The following is a 17,266-nucleotide window of genomic DNA, read 5'->3' on the forward strand; positions in this document are numbered from 1 at the left end:
TACTGATAGAGAGGAATAAGATGGTGCAAAAATCTTTATCTGTTGCCGTAGGGATTATCCGTAATCCGCAGCAGGCATTTTTTATTGCCCGCCGCCCTGAAGGGGTGCATATGGCCGGAAAATGGGAGTTTCCCGGAGGAAAGGTTGAGGAGGGCGAAACACCTGAGCAGGCCTTGGTTCGCGAATTACATGAGGAAGTCGGTATCGATGTTGTAAGCGCGCAACCTCTGGAGAGTAAAACGTTTTCAGCAGGGGATCGCATCATTACATTGCATTTTTTTCTGGTGGAGCAATGGCATGGCGAGCCGTATGGACGAGAAGGACAGGCTTCACGGTGGCTACGCGCTGATGAGCTGGATGAAAATGCATTCCCGCCTGCAAATGCGGAGATGATAAAACGTCTTAAAGCCGGTATTGCATCAGCATAAACAGGCTATGACGATTCATGCCACAGCGCGGCATGAATCGATATGTTTTCAATTGATCTGTTTTCAATTGATCTGTTTTCAATAGATCTGTTTTCACTCGATATGCGTTCTTAATCGAGGCATTTTCAGCAGCGCCTTCCTGGAAGAGGCCGAGCTTTGTGTCACCGCCCGCTGACCTACCTGAGCCGATTAGTGCTGCTCTTCGCTCCAGGTGTCGCTATCTGAAATATCTTCCTCGCTGGGGATGCGCTTTTCTTCATCGGCCCATTCGCCCAAATCAATTAGCTGGCAACGTTTACTGCAAAATGGACGATAGGGGCTGGTTTCCCGCCATTCAACAGCTTTCATGCACGTCGGGCATTTTACAAAAATTATCTCGTTATCCACGTTATCGATATCCAGTGGGGTAAAGCGAAAGATGTTCAGATGCGAGGATGTCTACCCGTATTATCCGCGCCTGTGTACCCATCAATATGATTGACCAGGCTTTTGCCCGCGCTCCCAAATGCGCTATGGGGTTTGCTAGCAGCAGGCAAGCTCAAAAGTAAACCTCGCTGGAGTAATTTGATCGCTCTCCAGCGGCAAAAAACGGATAGCAAAGCGTGTCTTATGGCCTGATACCTGTGGATAAATCTGGTGCTCGAGCGCGATTTTTAGACGCAGCAGGTCGGCATCGCTCGCGTTATCCTGATAAAAACTGTTGAGGCTGATTTGCTCACGAAACGCGCCAGCTTGACGAATGAGCTCAAGAACCGTGTCCAGCGACCGTTTCATTGCCGTGAGGCTCTCAAGCCAAATGTAGGTCTGGCGCAGTTTGACCTCTGGTATTTGATGCAGCCAAATATGCAAAGTGGGTAAGTCGAAGCTGCAACAACCGCTAGGAAGGCTAAGGCGTTGCCTGACCATACTGATAAGTTTGTCTTCACGAAGGCTCTGGCCCATTCGTGGTGCGGAGATGAGTTCTGTGGACAAATTACGAAGCTTGTGCACTAATGTGTTGATTCTTAAAATATCTGCTTCTGGAAGTTCCCCCCATTGCGCCAACTTTTGCTGTTGTCGCTCCAGCTCTTTTAGTAAATCCGGGCGTACATCGCCCCGCTCAAGGATATCCAGCAGCTCTGCTACGGCACGGAAAAATACCAGTGCGACGCTAATATCTTTTAATTCGTAGTTGTCATAGATCTGCTGGAGTAAAAACTCCAGTCGCAGCCAGGTGCGCATTTTTTCATTTAACGGATATTCAAAAAGGACTGTTGGAGTTTCATCACTCATTATGGTTCATCCTGTCAGTTGCGATGGCCGCCAGTTCGAGATAGCGCTGGTGAAGTTCGGCGATTCGCAGGGCAAGCTCGTTCGGATTATTGTTGTTGTCGATAATATCATCAGCACAGGCAAGTCGCTGCTCCCGGCTGGCTTGTGCAGCCAGAATACGCTGCGCCTGTGCTCGTGAGATTTTATCGCGTGCCATGGTGCGTTGTAATTGAATTTCCGCTGCAACATCCACGACCAATATACGTTGTGCCTGTGGTTGTAGATGATTTTCTACCAGCAGGGGTACAACCCAGAGTACATAAGGCGTTGTCGCTTCAGCTAACTGATGCCGTGTCTGTGCCTGAATGAGCGGGTGAAGCAGGGCGTTAAGCCAACACTTCTCTTCTTCATTTGCAAAAATGCGCTCGCGTAGCGCTGCACGATTTAATGAGCCATCAGGCAGCAAGATGCGACGTCCGAAATGTTCGGCAATCGCGACCAGCGCTGGCTGCCCAGGTTCTACCACCTGTCGAGCTATCACATCGGCATCGACAACACAGACGCCTAAATCGGCAAACCCTTGTGCGACGGTACTTTTTCCGCTGCCAATGCCGCCGGTTAATGCGATGGTATATGCCATAGTAATCCACTGAGAATGGCCGGATAAATTTACCGGATTCTAGCCCAATTCGGTAGAAAATCGCAGTGTTGTACACAGCCATTATTCCGTCACGATGTTTATGCCGTGAAGATGCTATTTAATACAGCCTTCGGTGTTCGTATCGGGTGAGTTTCCGTGATGAGGTCTGGGTCTCAGGCTCCGGCTAACATGTTCCCTAATTGAAAGATAGGCAGATACATGGCGATAACCAGTATGCCGACCAGACCGCCAACGGCGGTTAACAACACAGGTTCTAATGTCTGGGTCAGCATATCGGCACGCTGTTTGGTATGGCTTTCATACCAGTGCGCCAGGCGAGTAAACAGAGTATCGAGAGCACCGCTCTCTTCTCCAACACGAATGAATTGCTCGCAAGGTGAGGGATATAGCTGTGGATAGGATTGCATCGCCTGCCCGAGCGGAATGCCTTGCTCCAGTTGATGCTGTATCGCTATGAGCGAGTGCTGATATACCCGATTATTCAGTGTTGCTGCCGCACTCAGACCCACAGGAAGTGTTAACCCTGCCTGCTGTGTCATCGATAGTGTATAAAATATCTGGCTGAGGCAGTGACTTCTAATCAGTTCGCAGAGTAGCGGTAGTCTGAGCAAGAGTTGATGTTCTCGCCTTTGCCAGTGCGGGGATTTCCTGCGTAATCGCTGATAATACAGCACGACAGTTGCCGATAACCCCATGAGCCATACGCTGTAATCGCCAAGGTATCGCGAGAGAGCAAGCATCATTCGGGTGAGTAAAGGTAGCGGGGCATTGAAGGCGCTATAGAGGCTGGCGAATTCGGGTAATACCAGCGTCAGCATCAGCAAGGCAATCATAAGCCCTGAGACGATGATGAAGGCTGGGTAACGCAGCGCTTTGATAACACTGCCAGCCATTTTTTGCCGAGCCTCCTGATAGTCAGCCAATTGCGCGCAGCACTCATCCAATTTGCCGGTTAATTCACCAACGGTAACTAATGCGCTGAAAATTGGTGGAAATATATCTGGATAGTCTGCCAGAACGTTTGAAAGCGCCCGCCCCTGAGTGACTTGCAGCCGAACTTCCTGTATCAGGCAGCGCCATGCCGGTTTCTCATGCTGACTGCTTAACAAGTCAAGCGCATCGAGTAGCGGTAATCCTGCTTGTAATAGCGTGGCTAACTGCTGGATAAATAACTGCAATTGTGGCCCACGCCAGTAACGTGCTGTCAGGTAGGCGCCAGTTTTTAGGCGCAATGGCTGATAGCCCATAGATAACAAAAAATGGTAGATATCATGCTTGCTGTTACCTATGCGCTCACCGCTACACCATGTCCCATCAGGCCGTAGTGCCTGCCAGTAGTAAAGTTTGCGTTTTGCCATCATGGTTGCGGATTCCCTCTCTCTCCAACGACGCGATAGACTTCGGCAAGAGACGTAATACCTTCATGAACCAGGATTAAGCCTGCGCGCAGCAGGCCATTTTCTTCGCTCAATGGCGTGGATGGTTGATGATGTAAGTGGGCTGTTTGCGTGACGAGCCGGTGCTGAATTTCCGATGTGGCAGGCAGTAAGTCGTAGAGCGCCGCACGGCCATAGTAGCCTGAGAAACAGTGCTCACATCCAATAGGGCTCCACTGACGTAAAGGGCCAGACCAAAGTGCATCAGGCAATGAGGTGAGCTCGCGTAACGGTTGCCGACAGTGTGGACATAAACGGCGGACTAAACGTTGTGCAATGATAAGTTTCAATGCTGCGCCGAGTAAGTAGCCGGGAATGCCAAGATGACCGAGACGAGTGAGCGTCTCAATGGCTGAATTCGTGTGTAGCGTTGAGAGCACTAAATGGCCGGTTTGTGCGGCCTTCACCGCGATTTCAGCGGTTTCTGCATCGCGTATTTCGCCAATCATGATCACATCCGGGTCTTGGCGCAGTAACGCGCGCAGTACCTTGGCGAAATCCAACGGGCTTTTACTGTGCACATGGGTTTGATTAATGCCGGGAAGCGGTATTTCTACCGGGTCTTCGACGCTGCAAATATTACGGCTGACGTCATTGAGCCAGTCAATTGCGCTATAGAGTGTGAAAGTCTTGCCGCTGCCAGTCGGCCCTGTTACCAGAATTAGCCCTTGTGGTAATGCCAGTGTACGTTTGAAGAGCTGTAATGCCGGGTTGGGTAGCCCTAATTCATCGAGTTTGAGTGCCTGTTGCTGTGTTTGTAGTACCCGAAGAACAACTTTTTCGCCACCTTGAACCGGTAACGTAGCGATTCGCAGCGAGTAGACCTGCTGCCCTACTGGTAGCGTGAACTGACCATCCTGCGGCAGACGACGTTCTGCAATATTGATGCAACCCATTATCTTGAGCCTTGCAATGAGCCGGTTTGCGATATCATCCGGCACGGGAGGTGCGGGGTGTAAAACACCATCAATACGTAATCTGATGCGGTAGCCGCAGGAGAAGGGCTCGAAGTGAATGTCAGAGGCCCGCTTATGAATAGCGAGCTCTAATGTATGATTAATAAATCGAACGACCGGGACATCATCGATATCCTCTTGTGGCGCTAAGGCTGCGCTACCGTAAGTTGTTACCGTTTCCTGTGCCTGCGGCATGGTCAACCGTTGTTCAATTCGTGCGGCTGGCCACTGCTCAACGATGACCCGTCGATGACTGGTAAAACGCAACGCGGCTATCAGTTCTTCTGCCACCAAACCGGCTACAGCAATACAAACGGTGTGCTCATCCACACTTAAGAGTAAGGCATGATAGCGCTGGCAAAGCTGCTGCAACTCATGGTGGTGTGATGTGTGGGCTTGCATATCGTTCACCCCGCATTGCTGTCAAAACGGAACACGTCTTCGCAGGCCTGCCGCAGGCTTTCTGCCGTTACGTCAGGCTGGCAGGCGCGAGTCCAGCGGGGTGCGCCGTTTGGTGTATCCATGACTGGCGTCATCACAATGCGCAGGCCTTGCAGTGTTGATTGACCGGTAAGTGTAATGACGCCGCTATTGATGGTTACAGCGCTGACATAGCGTGAGGATGTGGCGGCAGGAATGCCTTGTACCCCGGCATTGCACTCGCCAAACCCGGCGTTCGTCAGCCCGCAGAGATCGACGGCAGTTTTATACGACGCCATGGTTTGCAGCATATCTGTCATCGCCGCTTTTTGTAGATAACCTTGGTAAGCCGGTATGCCTAAAGCACTCAGCATGGCAATAATGGCGATGACCACCATCAGTTCGATTAATGAAAATCCGTGTTGTGTCATGGTATGCATTCCCTGGTATGGCTGGTAGCGGCAGGATAATGGCGGCCTGTATGGTTGGCGATGAGCAGTGTTTAAATCAGGAAGCCGCCCGCTAAACCGCAGTGCTTTATGAGGGAGCGTTACAAAATAGAGGCGAAGCGCCTCGCAAAATGACGATGTGAGGGAGCGGGCCGAGAAATAGTCGTGTAGAAAAGTAGAAAAGTAGAAAAGTAGAAAAGTAGAAAAGTAGAAAAGTAGAAAAGTAGAGAAACGGAAAAAAGGATGGCGTGGAGTCTGTTGCCGCTACGCCATCAGCCCATTGGTATGCCCGGCTGATGGCGTAGCGGTTTTATGCCATCGTGCGCTAGCTAAAGCGCATCGACAAATCGAGCGCCCGCACATGCTTGGTTAACGCGCCCACCGAAATATAGTCAACGCCTGTGGCTGCGTAATCTGCCAGGGTTTGCAGTGTGACGTTGCCAGAGACTTCCAATAGCGCACGGCCGTTGGTCAATGTGACAGCTTCCCGGATGGCGGCCAGCGTAAAATTATCCAGCATGATAATGTCTGCACCTGCATCAAGAGCGTGTTGCAGTTCGTTCAGGGTCTCTACCTCGACTTCTACCGGCACATCGCTACGTAGCTGAAGGGCTTTTTCGACCGCCTGTTTGATGGAGCCGGCTGCAATAATGTGGTTCTCTTTGATAAGAAATGCATCTGCCAAACCCAGACGGTGATTGCTGCCGCCACCGCACAGTACCGCGTATTTAAGCGCAGTACGTAAACCTGGCACCGTTTTTCGCGTATCCAGCAAGCGGGTTCGTGTTCCAGTCAGTTGCGCAACATAACGGCTGACTTCGGTTGCCACGCCACTGAGCGTTTGCAGGAAATTGAGCGCGGTGCGCTCTCCGGTGAGCAGGATGCGGGAGACACCGTGTAGTTGGCACAGCACTTGATTAGCGGTCAATGCATCACCGTCTTGGACTTGCCAGTCAATGGTGATGTTGCCGCCTAACTGGCGGAATACTTCGTCCAGCCAGCGTTGGCCGCAGAAGACGCCCGCTTCACGGGTGATAATAACGGCGCTGGCCATGGTCTCTGCCGGTAATAGCTGTGCGGTGATATCGTGCTCTTGGTTGACTTCCCCCCCCAGATCCTCACGTAATGCCAGGCTGACGCTGGTGGGAATATCTTGCTCAATACGACCAAGCAGTTCGGCCTGGCGTTGTTCCTGACTATAACGGCGTGTTGTCATTGTGCGACCCCGACGGCAATTCAGAATTATGCTATCTCGCTGAATAAGAGATAGTTTTATAAATTCAGCGCGTTATTTCGTATCCCGACGATAGCCGGGATACATGATGGCAACAATCAGAAGTTGTAGCCTGCGACCAGATAATATCCCCATCCGGTAGAGCGAACATTGAATGGGCCACGGCCAAAATCTAATTCCGTGCCCTCAGCCCATTGGCCACCGTTGTGGAAGTAACGCGCGACCACAGAATAGTGCCAGTGATCGTAGTTCAAGGCCAGAATATGGCTAGAGGCAATCGCGTTGCTAGTACGTGATGGGCCTGCTGCGTTAGCCAGGTCTGAGCCGAAATCAAAGTTGGTAAAGCCGATATAGGTCAGCTTGCCGCCCCACACGGAGGCAATCGGGTAGAAGTATTTAATTTTGAAGCGGTATCCATCCCAACGATCTTCATTGGGCGCGGTGTAGTTCTGGCCCTGATACTTGGCGTAGATATTGGCAGACAGTGAGAGATCGGTGCCGGTGGCAATGTCGGTACCCAGACCTACGTACCAGGTACTCTGGCGCGAATCGTTATTACGACCCTGATCGTAGATAATATTATTCGCAACGTACCACTCTTTAAACGGGCCGAAACCTAACTGCGAGTGGGTTAATTTATCAATTGAAAAACGCGGTTCAAGTTCCATGAACAGCGGGGAACCTTTGTCCCAAATACCACGGTCAGGCGTGTTGCCCGCGCCAAACGTTTTTGGCACGTCAATATAACCGTAGAAATCAAACCAGTCTTTGCGGGCGAAAGCTTCATACTCGAGGTATACATCGTTATTCAACTGGGGCCCAAAACGCGTGTGATAGCTGCCTACAACGTTAATACTTTGATGCCACCAGTCAGAGAGATATTGCGGATCATGACTCTCCGCAAGAGTGGGTAAACTGTATGACAACGTGCTAATTGCACAGGCAGCAAGGATTTTTTTCATGACGATTCTCTGTGTTGCCCGACCTATCATCAACAGCCTGAACTATCAGCCTGTGGGATAGCCATTCGGACGGTAATAACAAAAAAATGTTGAGAAAACTTTCTGGCGATGGGGTAGGCGGAAACGTTTGCTTGCGGCGCGCGCTTTCTTAGCTTCCCATCAGAAAGAAGGGGCGCAGCATACCAGAAGACAGGCGGAACATCATAGATTGTGCGCATATTCTGCGGTGCAAGCAGTGGATAAATCTAACGCATCGGCAATGTGGCAGATGCGGTAAGATACCGACATGATAAGTCATCAGCTGTGGCAGATCGCTTAATGACTGTCACTTACATGGCAGATTGCTTAAAGGAGGAGCGATGAGGGTCGAGAATGGTTGGCTGACAGGGGTGACACATATTCTGTCACCGCATCAGGATGAACGTCCGCAGGGGGAGCTTCCCTCGCTGTTGGTCATCCATAATATTAGTTTACCGCCGGGTGAGTTTGGCGGGCCCTATATCGATAGGCTTTTTACCGGCACATTAGAGGGTAGCGACCATCCGTATTTTGCCACGATTAGCCATTTGCGGGTGTCAGCCCATTGTCTGATTCGTCGTGACGGCGAAGTTATTCAGTATGTCGCTTTTGATAAACGCGCCTGGCATGCCGGTGTTTCTCAGTTTGAGGGGCGCGAGCGCTGTAATGATTTCTCTATTGGTATTGAACTTGAAGGCACAGATAGCACGCCCTTTACCCCCGAGCAATATAACCGCCTCGCGCAGGTGACGCGGCTACTCAATGAGTATTATGGTATTACGTCGGCGCGAATTACCGGGCATAGCGACATTGCGCCAGGACGTAAAACAGACCCGGGCCCGGCATTTGATTGGGCACGGTATCAACAGTTATGGCAGGCACACGTGCAGAAAGGGGAGTAAGCCAATGACGCTGTTTAGCCTATTGTTGGTTTTAGGGTGGGAACGGGGCTTTAAGCGTAGCGATCGCTGGCAACTGGATCATCATTTGGAGCGGCTGTTTCGTCATCTTTCATCCCCGTCTTTGTTGCAGACGCTTTTCCTGTCGCTGGCAGCAATGGGGGGCGTGTTTGTGTTGCAGCGGCTGCTGAGTGGCTGGCTATTCGGCTTGCCGCAGCTTTTTCTGTGGATTGTCATTGGGCTATTGTGCATTGGCGCAGGCGAGTCGCGCCAACATTATCACCGCTATATTCAGGCGGCAAAACGCGGTGAGAGCGATGCTTGTCAGGAAATGGCGGTTGAGCTGGCGCTCATCCATGGTTTACCGCAGGAAGCGACCGCGCGCGAGCGGTTAAAAGAGCTGCAAAATGCGCTGCTGTGGTTAAATTTCCGTTTTTATCTGGCACCGCTGTTTTGGTTTGTGGTGGCAGGCCCGTATGGCGCAGTCGCATTGGTCGGCTATACCGTATTACGCGCCAGGCAATGCTGTCTCGCCCGCCATCACACGCCGCTGGAGCGCGCCAATGCGGGGGTTGATACCCTGCTGCATTGGCTTGATTGGCTTCCTGTTCGTCTGGCTGGGGTGGCGTATGCTCTGTTAGGGCATGGTGAAAAGGCACTGCCTGCATGGTTTGCCGCGATGATGGACTGGCGTTCGTCGCAGTATTGGGTGCTAACCCGGCTGGCGCAATTCTCTTTGGAAAGAGAGCCGCATAGCGACCCAATATCTACGCCACAGGCAGCGGTATCGTTGGCAAAAAAAGTTACGCAGATATTGGTTGTCGTCGTTGCTCTGTTGACGATTTACGGCACGCTGATTTAGCGGCCGATAGCGAGAAAAATAGCGAGAAAAATAGCGAGAAAAGAAGAGAGAAAATAAGAAAGAAAAAAAGAGGATGACCGCATTGCGCTCATCCTCTTTCTCTTTCGTCCGTCGGTTAAAACTGTCGGAGGTTTAAATTAATGGCGTTTTCTAAAACGGTAGCCAATACCTAATATCACCAGCCATACCGGGATCAGCAAAACAGAAATCTGAATGCCCGGAGTCATAAACATAATCACCAGTATGCCAACCATGAAGGCCAGACACAGGTAATTACCATAAGGGAACCACAGCGCCTGAAAACGTGTTTTAACGCCTTGTTTGTCCTTCGCTGCGCGGAATTTCAGGTGGGCCAGACTTATCATCGCCCAGTTGATAACCAATGCGGAAACAACCAGCGCCATCAACAGTTCAAAGGCTTTACCCGGCAGGAGATAGTTGATGAGTACGCACAAGGCGGTTGCCAGCGCTGATAATCCAATGGCGACGACAGGAACACCGCGACGATCGACTTTCAGCAGCGATTGCGGGCCATTACCTTGTTTGGCTAGGCCGTAAAGCATACGGCTGTTGCAGTATACGCAGCTGTTGTAAACAGATAGCGCAGCTGTCAGAACAACCAGATTGAGAATGTTAGCCACCAGTTCGCTGTTTAATGCATGGAAAATCATCACAAACGGGCTACCGCCTTCTACCACTTTCCCCCAAGGATAGAGAGATAACAGCACGGTGAGTGAGCCAATATAGAAGAGCAATATACGATAGAGCACCTGGTTGGTTGCGCGTGGGATGCTTTCTTCTGGTTTGTCGGCTTCAGCGGCAGTAATACCCACCAGCTCGAGGCCGCCAAACGAAAACATAATGACAGCCATCGCCATGACTAACCCGCTGATGCCATTGGGGAAAAAGCCGCCCTGTGCCCAGAGGTTGGTTACGGTTGCTTCCGGGCCGCCATGGCCGCTCATCAAAAGCCAACTGCCAAAAGCAATCATGCCGATAATCGCGGCGACTTTAATAATCGAAAACCAGAACTCCAGCTCGCCGTACATCTTGACGTTAGCGAGGTTTATGGCGTTAATCAGGACGAAAAATACCGCAGCGGAAACCCAGGTAGGCACGCCCGGCCACCAATACTGTACATAAATGCCGACTGCGCTCAGTTCTGCCATCGCGACTAATACGTAGAGCACCCAGTAGTTCCAGCCGGAGGCAAAACCGGCAAAGTTGCCCCAGTATTTGTAAGCAAAATGGCTGAATGAGCCTGCAACCGGCTCTTCTACGACCATCTCGCCTAACTGACGCATGATGAAAAACGCAATCAATCCACCTATCGCATAACCCAGCAACACCGAAGGGCCTGCCATTTTGATCGTCTGTGCGATACCGAGGAACAGGCCGGTTCCTACTGCACCCCCCAGGGCAATCAACTGTATGTGACGGTTTTTCAAGCCACGCTGTAGCGTACCGTCTTGTTGATCTTGCATGCTTTTTAACCCTCTGCCGATGGAAAGGTAAGCCGGGCACCTGCGCGGTGTGCTTGCCTTTTTACGTATATGTAATTTTATTTTTACGATATTGACAAACCTGAATTGTTATCAGTGCTATCGCGCGTCAGAGAATAGTGATAAGCGTGCAGAATTGCACTGATTTCTTGCGAGCAGAAACGCAAAAGTGTGATGTGATAATTCATGTGCCTTGCCTTCTTGCCGCTCTTACCGTGAGATGCTGGCTACCTAATGAAGCCCATCGCGGCATCTTTTTTCTCCATGGTTTTTTACACCGTACAAGATGGAGCCGTTAGCCGATGTTTTAGCTCATGACGTTCAATAATAGAGACGCGTGCCAAATACGCAGCCTCAAGGTGAAGTGAATGACTGCTTAAATGCATAGGTTTGTTTTTTTATGCGATTTTTAGTGCTTTTTATTCACTCGGTAATGGGTTAAACGGTTCAGCTTTGACTGGTTTTAGTTTCAGAAAAGTTAAAACAAACCCAGAGGTAGAATGGTAATACCACTGACCGCTTGGCGGTTTTTCCATAAAATTCCAGGCATTTGTTAAAAAGTGGGGTGATTGGTAATTTCACTCGACCTCCGTATGGACAGAAGGTGAATACTTTGTTACTTTGTGCGTCACGTTTTTAAAATTGGTATTACCAATTGACTCCGCGCTTTTCGCCGGGAAGAATCTACATGGCCTACAGCAAGATCCGTCAGCCCAAACTGTCAGATGTGATTGAACAGCAACTGGAGTTTCTGATCCTTGAAGGAACCTTGCGTCCTGGTGAGAAACTTCCTCCCGAACGTGAGTTAGCTAAACAGTTTGATGTTTCCCGCCCTTCGTTGCGCGAAGCTATCCAACGTCTTGAGGCTAAAGGATTACTTTTGCGTCGCCAGGGTGGCGGCACGTTCGTGCAGAGTAACCTCTGGCAGAGTGTCAGCGATCCGCTGGCAGAATTACTGAGTAATCACCCCGAAGCGCAGTTTGATCTCCTTGAAACCCGTCATGCACTGGAAGGCATTGCTGCTTACTACGCTGCTTTACGCGGTACGGAAGAGGACTTGCAGCGTATTCGCGACTGCCACGCGCAAATCGATACTGCGCGTGAGTCGGGAGACTTGGTCGCCGAGTCAGAAGCGGTGATGCATTATCAGGTTGCGGTCACTGAGGCGACGCACAATGTGGTGTTGCTGCATTTGCTAAGGTGCATGGGGCCAATGCTTGAGCAGAATGTCAGGCAGAATTTTGAGTTGCTTTATCTGAGTCGTGAAGTGCTGACGCAGGTGAGCGACCATCGTGCCAGAATTTTTGAGGCAATTGTCGCCCGTGAGCCGGAAAAGGCCCGCGAGGCGTCACATCGCCATCTGGCATTTATAGAAGAAGTATTGCTGGAACTTAACCGGGAACACAGCCGGCGAGAACGCTCGTTACGACGGCTCCAGCAACGCAAGGATTAGGTCGCCAGTTGGCGGCCAAATGCGGCAAACAAGACGAAGGGCCTGTCTTCCTGTGCTTTCTCCAGCGGGAACAGAGTACAAGAAGACAGGCTCCAGATAAATCCACTGATTAGAAACAGATAAGGAATACACCATGTCAGAACGTTTGAATAATGACGTGGATCCGATCGAAACGCGCGACTGGCTGCAAGCGATCGAATCGGTTATCCGTGAAGAGGGTGTTGAGCGCGCTCAGTTCCTGATTGATCAGGTGCTGACTGAAGCACGCAAAGGTGGGGTAAAGGTTGCTGCGGGCAGTGCCAGCAGTAGCTATATCAACACCATTGCGCTTGAAGATGAACCTGCATATCCGGGGAACCTTGATCTGGAGCGCCGTATTCGTTCCGCAATTCGCTGGAACGCTGTGATGACGGTACTGCGTGCCTCTAAGAAGGATCTGGAGCTGGGCGGTCACATGGCGTCTTTCCAGTCTTCCGCTACCTTCTATGAAGTGTGTTTTAACCACTTCTTCCGTGCCCGTAATGCACAGGATGGCGGCGATCTGGTGTTCTTCCAGGGCCACATTTCTCCCGGCGTTTACGCCCGTGCCTTCCTTGAAGGCCGCCTGACTGAAGAACAGATGAACAACTTCCGTCAGGAAGCGCATGGCAACGGCCTGTCTTCCTATCCGCATCCGAAACTGATGCCGGAATTCTGGCAGTTCCCAACCGTTTCTATGGGTCTTGGCCCGATTAACGCGATTTACCAGGCTAAATTCCTGAAATACCTCAATAACCGTGGTCTGAAAGATACAACGAAGCAGACTGTTTACGCCTTCCTCGGCGACGGTGAAATGGATGAGCCAGAGTCTAAGGGTGCTATCACCATCGCAACCCGTGAAAAACTGGACAACCTGGTATTCGTTATCAACTGTAACTTGCAGCGTCTGGATGGCCCGGTAACAGGTAACGGTAAAATCATCAACGAGCTGGAAGGCATCTTTGGTGGCGCAGGCTGGGAAGTTATCAAGGTTATCTGGGGCGGTCGTTGGGATGAGCTGCTGCGTAAAGATACCAGCGGTAAGCTGATTCAACTGATGAACGAAACCGTTGATGGCGACTACCAGACCTTCAAGTCCAAAAACGGTGCCTATGTACGCGAGCATTTCTTTGGTAAATACCCGGAAACTGCCGAGCTGGTGAAAGACTGGAGCGATGACGACATCTGGGCTCTGAACCGTGGTGGTCACGATCCGAAGAAAGTCTACGCTGCACTGAAAAAAGCGCAGGAAACCAAGGGCAAGCCGGTGGTTATTCTGGCTCATACCATTAAAGGTTATGGTATGGGTGATGCGGCCGAAGGCAAAAACATTGCCCATCAGGTTAAGAAAATCAACATGGACGGCGTGCGTTACTTCCGCGACCGTTTCAATGTGCCGGTTGCGGACGCAGATGTCGAAAACCTGCCGTTTATTACCTTCGACAAAAACTCCGAAGAGTACAAATACCTGCACGAACGTCGTCAGGCGCTGGAAGGCTACCTGCCGTCGCGTCAGCCGAAATTCTCTGAGAAACTGGCTCTGCCTTCACTGGAAGATTTCAGCTCGCTGTTAGAAGAACAGACCAAAGAAATCTCCACCACCATCGCATTTGTCCGTGCGCTGAATGTGATGCTGAAGAACCCGTCTATCAAAGACCGTCTGGTGCCTATCATCGCTGATGAAGCGCGTACCTTCGGTATGGAAGGTCTGTTCCGTCAGATTGGTATCTACAGCCCGAACGGTCAGCAGTACACCCCGCAGGATCGCGAGCTGGTGGCGTACTACAAAGAAGATCAGAAAGGTCAGATCCTGCAAGAAGGGATCAACGAACTGGGCGCAGGTTCATCCTGGCTGGCGGCGGCAACGTCTTACAGCACCAATGATCTGCCGATGATCCCGTTCTATATCTACTATTCAATGTTCGGTTTCCAGCGTATTGGCGACCTGTGCTGGGCGGCTGGCGACCAGCAGGCTCGCGGCTTCCTGATTGGCGGAACGTCTGGACGTACCACGCTGAACGGCGAAGGTTTGCAGCATGAAGATGGCCACAGCCATATTCAGTCGCTGACTATCCCGAACTGTATTTCCTACGATCCGGCTTTCGCTTATGAAGTCGCTGTCATCATGCATGACGGTCTGGTTCGTATGTACGGTGATGCGCAGGAAAACATTTACTACTACATCACTACGCTGAACGAAAACTACCACATGCCAGCGATGCCGAAAGGTGCCGAAGAAGGTATCCGCAAAGGTATCTACAAACTGGAAACGGTGGCGGGCAGCAAAGGTAAGGTTCAGTTGCTGGGTTCAGGTTCTATCCTGCGTCATGTGCGTGAAGCCGCACAGATCCTGGCGAATGACTACGGCATCGGTTCTGATGTGTACAGCGTCACCTCCTTCACGGAACTGGCCCGCGATGGTCAGGACTGCGAGCGTTGGAACATGCTGCACCCGACCGAAGCGCCGCGCGTACCGTACATCGCTCAGGTGATGAACGACGCACCGGCAGTCGCGTCTACCGATTACATGAAACTGTTTGCCGAGCAGGTACGCACTTACGTTCCGGCTAGCGACTACCGCGTACTGGGTACGGACGGTTTCGGTCGTTCCGACAGCCGTGAAAACCTGCGCCACCACTTTGAAGTTGATGCTTCCTATGTGGTTGTTGCTGCACTGGGCGAACTGGCTAAACGCGGTGAAGTTGAGAAATCTGTTGTGGCTGAAGCCATCAAGAAATTCGACATTAACCCTGAAAAAGTTAACCCGCGCGTAGCATAAGAAGGAAAGCGTAATGGCTATCGAAATCAACGTACCGGATATCGGTGCAGATGAAGTTGAAGTCACCGAAGTGCTGGTCAAAGTGGGTGACAAAGTGGACGCCGAGCAGTCGCTTATCACTGTAGAAGGCGACAAGGCTTCGATGGAAGTGCCCTCACCGCAAGCCGGTGTGGTGAAAGAAATCAAAGTAGCGGTTGGTGACAAAGTCGCGACCGGTAAATTAATCATGGTCTTTGAAGCAGAGGGTGCGGCGGCTGCCGCACCGGCTCCAGCCGCTGCTGCGCCAGCGCCTGCTGCGGCACCTGCCGCTGCCAGCGCCGCCAAAGAGGTGGAAGTACCGGATATCGGCGGTGACGAAGTTGAAGTGACCGAAGTGTTGGTGAAAGTCGGCGATGCTGTAAGCGCCGAACAATCACTGATTACCGTTGAAGGCGATAAAGCTTCAATGGAAGTGCCAGCACCGTTTGCGGGCACCGTCAAAGAAATTCGCATCAAGGCAGGCGACAAGGTAAAAACTGGCTCGCTTATCATGGTGTTTGAGGTGGCGGGTGCCGCGCCTGCGGCGGCAGCGGCTCCTGTAGCCAGTGCCCCGGTTGCGGCCCCGGCTGTGAGCAGTGGCGCCAAAGACGTCAACGTGCCGGATATCGGCGGCGATGAAGTCGAAGTGACCGAAGTGCTGGTGAAAGTCGGTGATAAAGTGGCGGCCGAACAGTCGCTGATTACCGTTGAAGGTGACAAAGCCTCAATGGAAGTCCCGGCACCGTTTGCGGGCACCGTAAAAGAAATCAAAGTCAGCACCGGTAGCAAAGTCAAAACCGGTTCGCTGATTATGGTGTTCGAAGTCGAAGGTGCGGCTCCGGCAGTGGCTTCTGTTGCTGCGGCACCGGCTCAGGCAGCCAGCGCTCCAGCGGCGGCTCCTGCTCCGGCGGCAGCGAAAGCCGAGGGTAAGAGCGAGTTTGCTGAAAATGACGCTTATATCCATGCGACCCCGGTTATCCGCCGTCTGGCACGTGAATTTGGCGTGAATCTGGCGAAAGTAAAAGGCACTGGCCGTAAAGGTCGTATCCTGCGTGAAGACGTGCAGGCGTATGTGAAAGACGCGGTAAAACGCGCTGAATCTGCGCCAGCTGCGGGTGCGGCGACCGGCGGTTCTCTGCCTGGCTTGCTGCCGTGGCCGAAAGTCGATTTCAGCAAATTTGGTGAAATCGAAGAAGTCGAGTTGGGCCGTATTCAGAAGATCTCTGGTGCCAACCTGAGCCGTAACTGGGTGGTTATTCCGCACGTTACGCACTTCGACAAAACCGATATCACCGATCTGGAAGCGTTCCGCAAACAGCAGAACGTGGAAGCCGAGAAGCGTAAGCTGGATGTGAAGATAACGCCAGTCGTGTTCATCATGAAAGCCGTTGCGACTGCGCTTGAGCAGATGCCGCGTTTCAACAGCTCACTGTCTGAAGACGCCCAGCGCCTGACGTTGAAGAAATACATCAACATCGGTGTAGCGGTAGATACGCCAAATGGCCTGGTTGTGCCGGTGTTCAAGGATGTTAACAAGAAAGGCATCATTGAGTTATCTCGTGAGCTGACCGTCATCTCCAAGAAAGCCCGTGATGGTAAACTGACGGCAGGCGAAATGCAGGGCGGATGCTTTACCATCTCCAGCATTGGTGGTTTGGGAACGACCCACTTCGCACCTATCGTCAATGCACCGGAAGTGGCGATTCTTGGGGTGTCTAAATCCTCGATGGAGCCGGTCTGGAATGGTAAAGAGTTTGTGCCGCGCCTGATGCTGCCTATCTCCTTGTCGTTCGACCACCGCGTGATCGACGGTGCTGATGGTGCCCGCTTTATCACCATCATCAACAACACACTGAGCGATATTCGCCGGTTGGTGATGTAACCGTAGAGGCTGGCCCTGCGGCCAGCCTTTTTGTTCAT

15 protein-coding genes are annotated in these 17,266 nt (G+C 51.6%); 6 read left to right on the forward strand and 9 right to left on the reverse strand.

Going from position 1 to position 17,266, the window contains the following annotated elements:
• Positions 1–20: 20 nt before the first annotated feature.
• A complete protein-coding gene (gene mutT / locus O1Q98_RS14685) occupies positions 21–428 on the forward strand; it encodes an 8-oxo-dGTP diphosphatase MutT (RefSeq protein ID WP_125260816.1) in 408 nt (135 codons plus the stop codon).
• A gap of 189 nt (positions 429–617) precedes the next feature.
• Here mutT and yacG read toward each other — a convergent pair whose 3' ends face one another.
• The 8 genes from yacG to O1Q98_RS14725 all read right to left on the reverse strand — a co-directional run bounded on the left by yacG (position 618) and on the right by O1Q98_RS14725 (position 7,797).
• Positions 618–815 carry a DNA gyrase inhibitor YacG gene (gene yacG / locus O1Q98_RS14690; protein ID WP_125260645.1) on the reverse strand — a complete coding sequence of 66 codons (198 nt, stop codon included), beginning with the start codon at positions 813–815 and terminating at the stop codon, positions 618–620.
• Between the two features lie 135 nt (positions 816–950).
• Positions 951–1,700 carry a cell division protein ZapD gene (gene zapD / locus O1Q98_RS14695; RefSeq protein WP_125260644.1) on the reverse strand — a complete coding sequence of 250 codons (750 nt, stop codon included), beginning with the start codon at positions 1,698–1,700 and terminating at the stop codon, positions 951–953.
• On the reverse strand, positions 1,693–2,319 hold the full coding sequence (gene coaE, locus O1Q98_RS14700) for a dephospho-CoA kinase (protein WP_125260643.1): 627 nt from the start codon (positions 2,317–2,319) through the stop codon (positions 1,693–1,695). Before coaE ends, zapD begins: the two co-directional genes overlap by 8 nt.
• A 173-nt stretch (positions 2,320–2,492) precedes the next feature.
• Positions 2,493–3,698, reverse strand: coding sequence for a protein transport protein HofC (gene hofC / locus O1Q98_RS14705; RefSeq protein ID WP_125260815.1), 1,206 nt, complete (start codon positions 3,696–3,698; stop codon positions 2,493–2,495).
• Positions 3,698–5,134, reverse strand: a complete 1,437-nt coding sequence (gene gspE, locus O1Q98_RS14710) for a type II secretion system protein GspE (RefSeq protein ID WP_125260642.1) — start codon at positions 5,132–5,134, stop codon at positions 3,698–3,700. Before gspE ends, hofC begins: the two co-directional genes overlap by 1 nt.
• A 5-nt stretch (positions 5,135–5,139) precedes the next feature.
• Positions 5,140–5,583 (reverse strand): prepilin peptidase-dependent pilin, encoded by a 444-nt coding sequence (ppdD, locus tag O1Q98_RS14715; protein WP_125260641.1) that lies wholly within the window; start codon positions 5,581–5,583, stop codon positions 5,140–5,142.
• Positions 5,584–5,926: 343 nt separating this feature from the next.
• On the reverse strand, positions 5,927–6,817 hold the full coding sequence (gene nadC, locus O1Q98_RS14720; protein ID WP_125260640.1) for a carboxylating nicotinate-nucleotide diphosphorylase: 891 nt from the start codon (positions 6,815–6,817) through the stop codon (positions 5,927–5,929).
• A 116-nt stretch (positions 6,818–6,933) separates the two neighbouring features.
• Complete coding sequence (locus O1Q98_RS14725) at positions 6,934–7,797, reverse strand: nucleoside-specific channel-forming protein Tsx (RefSeq protein ID WP_125260639.1); 864 nt, start codon at positions 7,795–7,797, stop codon at positions 6,934–6,936.
• A 359-nt stretch (positions 7,798–8,156) separates the two neighbouring features.
• Between O1Q98_RS14725 and ampD the strand changes: the two genes are divergently transcribed.
• Positions 8,157–8,717, forward strand: coding sequence for a 1,6-anhydro-N-acetylmuramyl-L-alanine amidase AmpD (gene ampD / locus O1Q98_RS14730; protein ID WP_125260638.1), 561 nt, complete (start codon positions 8,157–8,159; stop codon positions 8,715–8,717).
• A gap of 4 nt (positions 8,718–8,721) precedes the next feature.
• A complete protein-coding gene (gene ampE, locus O1Q98_RS14735) occupies positions 8,722–9,576 on the forward strand; it encodes a beta-lactamase regulator AmpE (RefSeq protein ID WP_125260637.1) in 855 nt (284 codons plus the stop codon).
• 137 nt (positions 9,577–9,713) lie between these two features.
• Here ampE and O1Q98_RS14740 read toward each other — a convergent pair whose 3' ends face one another.
• A complete protein-coding gene (locus tag O1Q98_RS14740) occupies positions 9,714–11,060 on the reverse strand; it encodes an amino acid permease (protein WP_125260636.1) in 1,347 nt (448 codons plus the stop codon).
• 706 nt (positions 11,061–11,766) lie between these two features.
• On the opposite strand from O1Q98_RS14740, the gene pdhR reads away from it, so the two are divergent.
• The 3 genes from pdhR (at position 11,767) to aceF (ending at position 17,228) form a co-directional block, all read left to right on the forward strand.
• A complete protein-coding gene (gene pdhR / locus O1Q98_RS14745) occupies positions 11,767–12,531 on the forward strand; it encodes a pyruvate dehydrogenase complex transcriptional repressor PdhR (protein ID WP_125260635.1) in 765 nt (254 codons plus the stop codon).
• 133 nt (positions 12,532–12,664) lie between these two features.
• On the forward strand, positions 12,665–15,328 hold the full coding sequence (aceE, locus tag O1Q98_RS14750) for a pyruvate dehydrogenase (acetyl-transferring), homodimeric type (RefSeq protein ID WP_125260634.1): 2,664 nt from the start codon (positions 12,665–12,667) through the stop codon (positions 15,326–15,328).
• Positions 15,329–15,341: 13 nt separating this feature from the next.
• Positions 15,342–17,228: a pyruvate dehydrogenase complex dihydrolipoyllysine-residue acetyltransferase gene (aceF, locus tag O1Q98_RS14755; protein WP_125260633.1), complete on the forward strand. Its 1,887-nt coding sequence runs from the start codon at positions 15,342–15,344 to the stop codon at positions 17,226–17,228.
• Positions 17,229–17,266: the final 38 nt, after the last annotated feature.

The organism is Dickeya lacustris (genome assembly GCF_029635795.1).
GTDB lineage: Bacteria > Pseudomonadota > Gammaproteobacteria > Enterobacterales > Enterobacteriaceae > Dickeya > Dickeya lacustris.